The following is an 11,154-nucleotide window of genomic DNA, read 5'->3' as shown; positions in this document are numbered from 1 at the left end:
GCGCCCAAACCGTGGGCGGCCTGCAGCAACGACTGGTCTATCTGGCTGAGGCCCAGCTCGGTCAGCCGTACCAGCGGTGGCAGGGCGTAGACCAGCGTGGCAAACACAGCGGGCACCTTGCCCAGGCCAAACAACATCAGCACCGGGATCAGGTAGACAAAGGCCGGCAGCGTCTGCATCACATCGAGCATCGGCAGCAACAGCCGCCGTGCCAGCGGGCGGGTGGCCAGGAGGATGCCCAGCGGTACACCCACCAGCACGCACAGGCCGGTACTGACCAGCACCAGGGCCAGGGTCTGCAGCAGTTTGTCCCACAGCCCGAGCATGCCGATGAATGCCAGCAACGCGACCAGCACCATACTGCGCAGCAGGCTGCGGCTGGCGTGCCAGGCCAGCGTGCCGACCACCAGCAACAACAGCCACCAGGGTGTCAGCCGCAGCAGGTTTTCCAGGCCGACCAGCAGTTGCAGCAGCTGGTCCGAGACACTGCGCAGGTGATCGCCGTAATGCAGCACCAGCCAGTCGACCAGCCGGTTGATGCTGTCGGCAAAGGAGAATTGCAGGGCTTTGGGAAAGCCGTCGTTCACAAGCTGCCCTCGACCTTGGCCGTGACCTCGGCAGGCAACCAGGCTTTCCACACCTCGGGGTTGTCACGCAGAAACGCCAGGGCAGCCTCGCGAGGGGGCGTGCGATTTTCGCTCATTGCCGCCAGTGCCTGGTTCAGACGGTCAATCGGGATGTCTACTTTTTCGAACATCGACACCAGCTCGGGATAGCCCTCGCGGAAGGCTTTGGAAACGCCTATCGATAGCTTGGCGGGCAGCGACTGGCTGCCTTTTGGATTGGGGTTGCCGGCATCGGTGAGGGTGGCCCACGCCTGGGCATCGAACGGGGGTTCTTCCAGGCGTACCAGCTTGTAGCGCCCCATCAACGGCGTCGGGTTCCAGTAATAGAACAGCACGGGATGGCCCAGGCGGATGGCTGCGCTGATTTCTGCATCCATCGCTGCCCCGGAGCCGCTGCGGAAGTTGGTGTAGAACTCATCCAGGCCATAGGCCTTCAGTTTCTGGGTGTTGACCGTTTCCGAAGTCCAGCCGCTGGGGCTGTTGAGAAACCGCCCTTTGCCGGGTGACTCGGGGTCGCGGAACACCTCTGGGTAGCGCTTGAGGTCTTCGACCGTTTTAAGGCCTGGCGCAGCGGGTTTCAAGTCACGCTGGTTGTCGCCGTTGATCACGTAGTCCGGTACCCACCAGCCTTCTTCGGCATTTTTCACCGTGTCGCCCAGGGCGAACACCTGGCCGGCCTGTTCGGCCTTGATCCAGGCAGGGCTGCGCCCGGCCCATTCCTCGGCGATCACCTGCAGGTCGTTGCGTGCCAGCGCCACTTCCAGGCTCACGGTGCTGCCGGGCAGGGTGGCGGTGAGGTAGCCATAACCGTGCTCTGTGATCAGCCGCAGGATCTCGGTGGTGAGTGCCCCGCTTTCCCAGGTGAGGGCGCCGAAGTGGATAGGTGTGTGGCGATCTGCCGATGCAGCACTGTCGGTGCTGGCCACGCCTGCAGCCAGCAGCAGGCCGGCCAGCAGCGCTTGAATTGTTTTCATCAGGGCCTCGTGGGTTGCCGGTGGGTGGCTGCCGGCAAGTGTAGACGACGCCCGCGCAAGCCTGCGTTGCTGCCAGGGAACGGGGCCCCAGTGCCACCGGGGCTGGCAGGTTGCAAAGGTGGTCGCCGCCATGTGGCGACCACTTTTTCGCGAGGCCTCATCCCATGACCCTGAACCTTGACTTTGTCTATTACCGAAACTTCCGCTTCGACGGCAAGTTGCACGTTCGCTGTAGCGGGCCCGACCTGCACAAGGTCAACCGCATCCGCTACGAACTCGAACGGGCCGGGCCGGATGGGCCGGTGTCGTTCAAAGGTGTTTCAGCCTATTCCCAGGCGCGCAGCGGCAAACTGAGCGACCACGGTTGCCCGGCCACGTTGGTTGCGGAAGAAGCAGCGGGCGTCTATTCCATACTGCCCAGGGTGGTCTTGCTGGATGAGCATGCACGGGCGATGAACCGGCCGACCGGGGCTGCTGGTGTGATCGACATGCCGCCGCTGGTGCTCGATATCCAGGCCGAGGAGATCAACCGTAGTGTTCTGGACAAAGTGCCGTTGTCTTCGACTGACGCACGTCGCAAACGCGAAGTTGCGCCAACGGTGGTGCCCGAACTGCTCGCCCAAGCGCTGCCCGTGCTGGCGCCGGGCGTGTCTTGCCCGACGTTGATTGTGGTGTTCAGCGAAGGTGGCCATGCGCGCCTGCTGAATGACCTGGAGCCAACCTCCGGTTCGGTTCTGGTTCGCTACTGGCCGAATCTGAAAACGGTGTTGATGCCCCGGCCAGTGCTGAGCGAGCAGGAGCGGGATGAGCACAAGCTTGAAGCGCTGCGTGATTGCTGTCTGCTCGACCAGCCTGCGAGCATGCTCAACGACACGTACATCGAGCTGTTGAAGACGCTTTCGGCTCTGGACTACGTGCAGAACATGCATTTCTTGCCGCCAGTCGCGCCCCCCAATATTTTCGTACTCGGTATTGCAGGCCTGATAGCGACGGTATTGACGGGGGCTGCAGTGGTGGCCGGTAACCGCGCACACGAAAATGCCACGGCAACGCCTGATTTCGAAGCGCGTCAGACTTACCTGGATCAGCCGGGGCCGCGCTGGCAGGGGCTGAATGTACGAAAAGCGTGGACGGGCGATGTGACTGGCAAAGGTAGCCGTATCCATTTCAGCGATGAAGGGCTGCACGCCCGGCATGAAGACTTGCGGGACAACCCCAATCTGAAAATTGTCTCGATAGAACCTCAAACCTACGCGGACCACGGCACTGCTTCAGTCGGGCTGATACTGGCCGCACGCAATGGCTTCGGCGCAACAGGGATCAGCCATGACAGCGAGTTGTACGTGTACAACCACATCAAGACAGATGCACAGGGGAGCTACCAGGCACTCAAGGATCTACTGCGCAACGTAGAGCCTGGTGACATTGTCGGGATCAATCGCCAGACGGCCCATGTCAGTGTGCTGAGCACCATGCTGCCCGCCTTGCACGACAAACTCTGGTGGTCAGTGATGAAGCAACTGGCGCAGCGTGGTGCGGTGGTGGTAAATGCTGCGGCCAATGGCAGTAACCAGACCATCGCGAATAAAGGTACACGGCAGAGCGAAGGTGTGGACCTGAGCAACTGGTCTTATTTCCAGGACCATGGTGATGCAGGCGTCATCCTGGTGGGGGCTTGCCGGTCATACGATGGCAAGCCCCATCTGTATTCCAACCACCACTATCCTTATCGGATGCTCAATGCCTGGGGCGACAGGGTAGTCACGCTTTCCTATTCGGACTTGCAGGATTTTGCCGGTAGTGACCGGGACTACACCGCCACCTATGGTGGCACTTCGAGCGCCACACCCATGGTGTGTGGTGCACTGAGTCTCATCCAGTCCTATGCCATGCAGCACCATCACATCTACCTCAACGGCAACCAGATGCACCAACTGGTGATGCAGTCTGGCTACGACGACGCGAGGCTACCCGACACCGATGTACTGCCAATGGGGGCACGGCCCAATGTGCATGGCGCATTGGTCCTGCTGGATCATATTCTGGGTGGAGGCGTGTTCGAGGCATGAGCGAGGGCCGACAAGCGTCGGCCCCGACGTGGTTACACGCGGAACTGGTCCATCAGCGCCTGCTGCTGGTTGGCCAGGCTGTTCAGCGACTGGCTGACACGCGCCGACTCGTTGGCCTGGCCCGACAGCGATTCGGTGACATCGCGGATGGTTGCCACGTTGTTGTTGATCTCTTCCGCCACCGCACTTTGCTCCTCGGCGGCCGAGGCGATCTGCAGGTTCATGTCGGTGATCACCGTCACTGCCTGGCCGATGCGCTGGAGCGCGGTGACGGCTTGACCCACCTGCTGCACACCGCTCTGCGCCTGGCGGTGGCTGTTGTCCATGGCGCCGACCACTTCGCGCGTGCCGTTCTGCAGCGCCTCGATCACCTGGCGGGTTTCTTCCACCGATTCCTGGGTACGCTGGGCCAGGTTGCGCACCTCGTCGGCGACCACCGCGAAGCCACGGCCGGCCTCACCGGCGCGGGCGGCTTCGATGGCGGCGTTGAGGGCCAGCAGGTTGGTTTGCTCGGCAATCGAGCGGATCACTTCCAGCACCGAACCGATCTTCTCGCTGTTCTGTGCCAGACCTTCGACTTCGGCCATGGCATTGCTCATGTCGGCGGCCAGGGCGTCGATGCTGTGCGTGGTGCGGTCGATCACCGCCAGCCCTTCGCGGGTGGCCTGATCGGCATCGCGCGCTGCCTGTGCGGCCTGCGCGGCGCTGCGGGCGACGTCCTGGGCGGTGGCGCTCATTTCGTGCGAGGCAGTAGCGACCTGGTCGACCTGGCGGTACTGCTGCTCCATGCCGGCGCTGGTTTCAGTGGCGATAGCCGAGGACTGGTCGGCGGTGCCGCGGGCGGCCTGCACCGAGCGTTTGACGTCGGCAATGGTGGGCTGCAGCTTGTCGAGAAAGCGGTTGAACCAGCCTGCCAGCTCGCCCAGTTCGTCTTGCTTGTGGTAGGTCAGGCGGCGGGTCAGGTCACCCTCACCGCTGGCGATGTCCTTGAGCATGCTGGCCACGCCGAGAATGGGACGGGTAACCCCTCGGGCCATCAGCCAGACCATCAGCAAGCCTGCAATGGCCGCAGCCAGGCCCAGGCCCAGCTCCAGCAGCGTGCCGCTGGTGTTCAGGGCGTCCAGTTCCTGCTGCAGTGCTTCGGCGGGCCCGGTCAGCGCGTTTTCCGGCACGTCCAGCAACACGCCCCAAGGTTGGGCATCGGGGATCGGCCGGAACGCGGCCAGCACCTTCAGGCGCTGCTGGTCGTGCAGGATGCTCAGCTTGCCATCGGCCAGCTTGCGCACCAGTTCGGCGCCCTTGGCCGGGTCGACCTGGTCGAAGCGCTGGGCCAGCTTGCTGGCGTCGGCGCTATAGCCAGCGAGCAGGCCGACCGGGCTGAGGATGCCGACCGTGGTGCGGCCTTCGTACAGGCTGCGGCTGGCCTCCTGGCTCAGGGCCTGCAGGCTGTTGAGGTTGATGTCGATGGACAGGGTGGCAATGATCTTGCCATTGACGGCCAGCGGGAAAACGATGCTGGTCATCAGCACCTGCTGGCCATCGATGGTGTAGAAGTAGGGCTCCACCACGCACACCTTGCCGGTGTTGCGCGGGCATACCCACCAGGTGTTGGCCGGCTGGCCGCTGGGGCCGATCTGGGTGTCGGCCATGTCATGCTCGGGCAGTGCCATGGCGGTCAGCTGGCCGGCGCGCGGTTGCGACCAGTACAGGGCAAAGCGCCCGGTTTCGTTGCTGCCCAGTTCGGCCTTGTCGGCGAACAGGCTGTCCTTGTTGTCCAGGGCGTTGGGCTCGAACACCAGCGACAAGCCCAGCAGGTCGGGGTTGGCCTGCAGGGCGGCGCGCACCTGGCGGGTCAGGTCTTCGCGCAGGTCGAAGGCATCGAGAAAGCGTTTTTCTGCCTGCTCGCGCAGGAACAGCACCTGGCGGGCGAAGCCTGCGCCGTACTGGTAAGCGTCCATGAACTGGCGGCGGATGTTCAACGCTTGCACTTCGCCTTGCGACTCGATGCGCGACTGGGCGGCCTCGGTCAGCATCTGCATGCTGCTGGCCTTGACCAGGTCCGAGCTGTGGTCCATGCGGTACAGCGACAGGCCGACGAGCAAGGTGACGATGCCGGCCAGGCAGAGGCCGGCGAGCAGGGTGATCTTCCACTGGATGGAGAGTTGTCGCAAAGGCATGGGGCGGATCCCTTTTTTTTGAGCAGTAAGGGTTATGGCTTTGGGGCTGGGGTGGCTTTGGGATGGTTTCGGATCGGGCCGACAGGGGCCTGGCCTCTCACGATATCGGCCCCCTCCATTTTTTCTTTATTCAAACAGTCAATTTAAATCTCGGCCTCTGCGAAATCCGCCGCAACATGGCGCTTTTGACATCTGCCGCCCACTGCTTCAGAGTTCGCGCTTTTTCCGTCGTAATGAGGTAAGCCAACCATGAATGCAGTGATCGCCGCGGTCGGCATCATGCTGATACTCAGCCTGTCCCGCGTGCATGTGGTCATCGCCCTGATCATCGGCGCCCTGGTGGGGGGGCTGGTGGGTGGCCTGGGCATCGAAGGCACGCTCAAGGCCTTCAACGGCGGCCTGGGTGGCGGGGCCACGGTGGCTTTGTCCTATGCGCTGCTGGGCGCCTTTGCGGTGGCCATCGCCAAGTCCGGCCTGGCCCATGCCCTGGCCGACCGGGCCCTGACCATGATCGACCGCCAGGGCCATGCCAATGGCGGCAAGGTCAAATGGCTGATGATCGGCCTGATGCTGGTGGTGGCGGTGTCGTCGCAGAATATCCTGCCCATCCACATTGCCTTCATTCCGCTGCTGGTGCCGCCACTGTTGTACGTGCTGACCCGCCTGCGCATCGACCGTCGGCTGATCGCCTGCGTGATCACCTTCGGCTTGATCACCCCGTACATGTTCCTGCCCGTGGGCTTCGGCAACATCTTCCTCAACGAGATTCTGCTGGCCAACGTTGCCCGCGCCGGTGTTGACATAAGCGGGGTCAATGTCACCCACGCCATGGCCATCCCCGCCGCCGGCATGCTCGCAGGCCTGCTGCTGGCGGTATGCGTCAGCTACCGCAAGAAGCGCGACTATGACCTGGGGCGCATCGAGCAGGTAGAGCAGGTGAGCGTGCAGTACAACCCGTTGACCCTGCTGGTGGCCGGGCTGGCGATCGGTGCGGCATTCATCGTCCAGCTGTTGCTGGATTCGATGATCATCGGCGCCATGGTCGGTTTCCTGATCTTCTCGCTGTCGGGCATCGTCAAGTGGAAGGACACCGACGACCTGTTCACCCAAGGCATGAAGATGATGGCCATGATCGGCTTCATCATGATTGCCGCGTCCGGTTTTGCCGACGTGATGAAGGCTACCGGTGAAGTGCAGAGCCTGGTGGAAACGTCCGCGCAGTGGATCGACCACAGCAAAGGTGTGGGTGCCTTGCTGATGCTGCTGGTGGGCCTGCTGGTAACCATGGGCATCGGCTCGTCGTTCTCTACCGTACCGATCCTGGCCGCGATTTTCGTGCCGCTGTGTGTGCAGCTCGGGTTCGACCCGTTGGCCACGGTGTGCATCGTCGGTACTGCCGGTGCCCTGGGCGATGCGGGCTCGCCCGCCTCGGACTCGACCCTGGGCCCGACCTCCGGCCTGAACGTCGATGGCCAGCACCACCACATCTGGGACACCGTGGTGCCGACTTTCCTCCACTACAACCTGCCGCTGCTGGCGTTTGGCTGGTTGGCGGCCATGACGCTTTGAGGGGAGCGGGCGTCAGCGCTTGTGGGGCGGCGGCGAGATGCGATTGAGCACAGTGCTGCCGTCCTTGCTGCGGGTCAGATAGACCGGCAGCACCTTGGGCAGGTTGTTGACCAGGCGCCCAACCTCGCGGGTGTTGTAGATGCCGCTGATGCGAATGCGCCCGGTGGCAGCATCGGCCAGCAGCAGCGGGGTGTCGAGGTAGCGGTTGATCACCGGCAGTGCCTGTTCCAGGCTCAGGTTGTCGAGCACCAGCTTGCCGCCACGCCAGGCCAGGCTGTTGCCGTAGTCGTTGCTCTGTTCCAGCTGCGGTTCAAAGTCGCCCTTGTGATAACTGGCCTGCATGCCTGGGCCAAGGCGATAGCCACCGGCGCTGCCATCGCTGGACACCAGTACCGAACCTTCCACCAGGGTGACCTTGACCTGGTCCTGATACTTCCACACGTTGAACTGGGTGCCGGTGACCCGGGTCTGGCCGCGGCCGGCATGCACGATGAACGGGTGGCTGCTGTCGTGCTGCACATTGAAGAACGCTTCGCCGCGCTTGAGCGTGACCTGGCGCTGGTCCTTGTAGTTGAGGTAGGTGAACTCGGTGTTAAGGTTCAGTTGCACCGTACTGCCGTCGCTCAGCTCGACGGTCTGCATGCGCTCGCCAGTTTCGAAGTGCTGGTAGTGGTTGGGCAGCCAGCCCTGTTCCCAGCCCAGCCAGCCAGCCAGGGGCAGCACCGCCAGGGCAATTGCAGCAGCTGACGCCAGCGGCCGCCAGTTGGGTGTGCGGGCGGCCTGCCGGGCGGGCGGGTTGAAGTCGATGACGGTGGCATTGCGTGGCAGCAGGTCGGCGGTTTGCCAGATTTCCAGCATTGCCTGGTATTCCTCGGCATGCCGAGGGTCGGCCGCCAGCCAGCGGGCGAATGTCTCGCGCTCGGCCGCCGTGCAATCTTCGGCGTGCAGGCGCATGCACCAGTGCGCGGCGGCGTCGGTGATGGCATCGTCAGGGCTGGGGTTGAGGCGGTCGTGGTTCATTGCGGCTCCGGTTTTGCGCATTCTACCCTTGCTAGAGGGCTGCCGAGAACCAACGTAATGGCGAATGACTATCAGTTGTGCCGGTTTTTCGTCGGATTTGCAATGGTTTTCAGCGTTTGAGAACCCTTCGCGCGCGGGAATGACGCCTGTAACGGTTAGGGTAGGAGAGTGCCCAGCCCATTGGGCTGCGCTGGCGCGCAGAGAACCGATGCTGGGCGCTCCGCGTAGCCTGTGGGAGCGGGCGCGCCCGTGAAGAATCTACGCGGTGCATGGCACCGGCTGCGCCAATGTTCGCGGGCACGCTCGCTCCCACAGGGTCCCTGCTGAAGTAAGTTATGTGCAAACCCATGCATCTTGCACTGGCCTCTTCGCAGCACAAGGCTGCTCCTACACAGGCAGGACCGCGTCAGGCTCTCAGAACTGCGCCGCACCCAGCCCGTAAAGGCTGCCACTGCCCGCCCGAATACTTGCCTCCAGCCCCAGGCTGCGTGGCAAGACACGCTGGAAAAAGAATTCGGCACATGCCAGCTTGGCCCCATAAAACCCAGGGTCCGCATCGCGCTTGGCCAATGCCACCGCCGCCATCCGCGCCCACATGTAGGCATACGCGGTCAGCCCGAACAGCTGCAGGTACTCCACCGCCACCGCGCTGACCAGGTTGGCATCCACACCCGCACGTGTACGCAGCCAGGCGCTGGTGGCCTCCAGCTGTGCCAGGCTCGCTTGCAAGGCCTCGCGATGCAGCGGCGCACCCACGCTGAAGGCCCGCACTTCGGCAGCAAAGCTGGCCAGCGCCTGGCCACCGTCGGCCAGCACCTTGCGCCCGAGCAGGTCAAGGGCCTGGATGCCATTGGTGCCTTCATAGATCTGCGCGATGCGCACGTCGCGCACACGCTGCTCCTGGCCCCATTCGCGGATATAGCCATGGCCGCCATACACCTGTTGGCCGAGCACGCAGCTTTCCAGGCCGTTGTCGGTAAAAAATGCCTTGGCTACCGGCGTCAGCAGCGCCACCAGGCGCTGCGCATGCTCACGCTCGCCGGCGTCGTCGGCATAGCGCGCCAGGTCCAGCTGCTGGCCGACGTAGGCGGCAAATGCCCGGCCGCCTTCGGTGAGGGTGCGCATGGTCAGTAGCATGCGCCGCACATCGCCGTGGTGGATGATCGGGTCGGCCACCTTGTCCTGCGCCTGGGGGCCGCCGGCAGCGCGGCTTTGCAGGCGCTCGCCGGCATAGCGGGCGGCGCTCTGGTACGAGGCTTCTGCACAGCCGATGCCCTGGATGCCGATGGACAGGCGCTCGTAGTTCATCATGGTGAACATCGCCGCCAGGCCCTTGTTCGGCTCACCCAGCAGATACCCGGCGGCGTCATCGAAATTCATCACGCAGGTAGCAGAGGCCTTGATACCCATCTTGTGCTCGATCGAACCGCAATGGGCGGCGTTGCGCGCGCCCAGGCGGCCATCGGCCTCGACCAGGAACTTGGGCACCAGAAATAGCGAGATGCCCTTGGCCCCCGCCGGCGCGTCTGGCAGCTTGGCCAGCACCAGGTGGACGATGTTCTCGGTCAGGTCCTGTTCGCCGCCGGTGATGAAGATTTTGCTGCCGCTGATGCGATAGCTGCCGTCAGCCTGGGGCTCGGCACGGCTACGGATCAGCCCGAGGTCGGTGCCGGCATGGGGTTCGGTGAGGCACATGGTGCCGGCCCAGCGGCCCTCGTAGAGCGGTGGCAGGTAGGTAGCCTTGAGCGCTTCGCTGGCATGCGCATCGATTGCCAGGCAGCTGCCCGCGCTTAACGCCGAATACAGGCTGAAGCTGCAGTCGGCGGCGTAGAGCATTTCTTCGAACAGCACGCCGAGCATTTTTGGCATGCCCATGCCGCCGTACTCCGGGTTGCCACCCAGGCCGACCCAGCCGCCTTCGCGGTAGGTGTGCCAGGCCTCGCGGAAGCCGTCAGGCGTGGTGACTTCGCCTGCGTCGAAGCGCACACCTTGCTCGTCGCCGTTGCGGCTGAGCGGGGCAATCAGCTGGCCGGTGACTTTGGCCGCTTCCTCAAGGATGGCGTCGGCAGTGTCGGCATCGATGCGTTCGGCCAGGGCGGGCAGGCGGGCCCACAGGGCCGGGGCGTTGAACACGTCATGCAGGACGAAGCGCATGTCACGCAGGGGGGCAGAGTAGGTGGTCATGGGGAGCTCTCGAAAAGTAGGAGATCAGGGCTGGCCTGTTCGCGGGCAAGCCCGCGAACAGGCCACCAAGGCATCAGAGGGTTTTGGCCCGGTCGCGTAGCACGTACTTCTGGATCTTGCCGGTAGAGGTCTTGGGCAGCTCGCCAAACACCACGGTCTTCGGCACCTTGAACCCGGCCAGGTGCTCGCGGCACCAGCTGATGATGTCCGCCTCGCGGGCATCTTCGCGGCCTGGCTTGAGGGCGATGAAGGCGCACGGGGTTTCGCCCCATTTTTCATCCGGGCGCGCCACCACGGCGGCTTCCAGTACGGCGGGGTGCCTGTACAGGGCGTCTTCGACTTCGATGGTGGAGATGTTCTCGCCGCCGGAAATGATGATGTCCTTGAGCCGGTCCTTGATCTCGACATACCCGTCGGCATGCCACACGGCCAGGTCGCCGGTGTGGAACCAGCCACCCCGGAAGGCTTCGGCGGTGGCTTCGGGGTTTTTCAGGTAGCCCTTCATCACCGTGTTGCCGCGCATGAAGATCTCGCC

Annotated in this window: 7 protein-coding genes and 1 pseudogene; 2 read left to right on the top strand and 6 right to left on the bottom strand. The window is 63.7% G+C overall.

The window, feature by feature from the left end; genetic code table 11:
• The coding region (locus HP546_RS18425; RefSeq protein WP_172228116.1) for an ABC transporter permease subunit at positions 1–587 on the bottom strand (587 nt) is incomplete at its 3' end.
• Complete coding sequence (locus HP546_RS18420; protein ID WP_172228114.1) at positions 584–1,600, bottom strand: ABC transporter substrate-binding protein; 1,017 nt, start codon at positions 1,598–1,600, stop codon at positions 584–586. The genes HP546_RS18425 and HP546_RS18420, both read right to left, overlap by 4 nt.
• Positions 1,601–1,764: 164 nt before the next feature.
• On the opposite strand from HP546_RS18420, the gene HP546_RS18415 reads away from it, so the two are divergent.
• Positions 1,765–3,669 carry a S8 family serine peptidase gene (locus HP546_RS18415; protein WP_172228112.1) on the top strand — a complete coding sequence of 635 codons (1,905 nt, stop codon included), beginning with the start codon at positions 1,765–1,767 and terminating at the stop codon, positions 3,667–3,669.
• A gap of 32 nt (positions 3,670–3,701) precedes the next feature.
• Here HP546_RS18415 and HP546_RS18410 read toward each other — a convergent pair whose 3' ends face one another.
• A complete protein-coding gene (locus HP546_RS18410; protein ID WP_172228110.1) occupies positions 3,702–5,846 on the bottom strand; it encodes a methyl-accepting chemotaxis protein in 2,145 nt (714 codons plus the stop codon).
• 249 nt (positions 5,847–6,095) lie between these two features.
• Here HP546_RS18410 and HP546_RS18405 point away from each other — a divergent pair, with 249 nt between their 5' ends.
• Positions 6,096–7,415, top strand: a complete 1,320-nt coding sequence (locus tag HP546_RS18405; protein WP_172228108.1) for a Na+/H+ antiporter family protein — start codon at positions 6,096–6,098, stop codon at positions 7,413–7,415.
• A 12-nt stretch (positions 7,416–7,427) separates the two neighbouring features.
• Here the strand turns inward: HP546_RS18405 and HP546_RS18400 are convergent, their stop codons facing one another.
• The 3 genes and pseudogenes from HP546_RS18400 to HP546_RS18390 form a co-directional block, all read right to left on the bottom strand.
• Positions 7,428–8,435 (bottom strand): FecR family protein, encoded by a 1,008-nt coding sequence (locus HP546_RS18400; RefSeq protein WP_172228106.1) that lies wholly within the window; start codon positions 8,433–8,435, stop codon positions 7,428–7,430.
• Positions 8,436–8,849: 414 nt separating this feature from the next.
• Positions 8,850–10,619 carry an acyl-CoA dehydrogenase C-terminal domain-containing protein gene (locus HP546_RS18395; RefSeq protein ID WP_172228104.1) on the bottom strand — a complete coding sequence of 590 codons (1,770 nt, stop codon included), beginning with the start codon at positions 10,617–10,619 and terminating at the stop codon, positions 8,850–8,852.
• Positions 10,620–10,692: 73 nt separating this feature from the next.
• Positions 10,693–11,154, bottom strand: a pseudogene (locus tag HP546_RS18390) (AMP-binding protein); the annotation flags it as partial.

This window comes from Pseudomonas sp. CM25 (assembly GCF_013179705.1).
Lineage (GTDB): Bacteria > Pseudomonadota > Gammaproteobacteria > Pseudomonadales > Pseudomonadaceae > Aquipseudomonas.
This window is presented reverse-complemented; position numbering and strand designations above follow the sequence as displayed.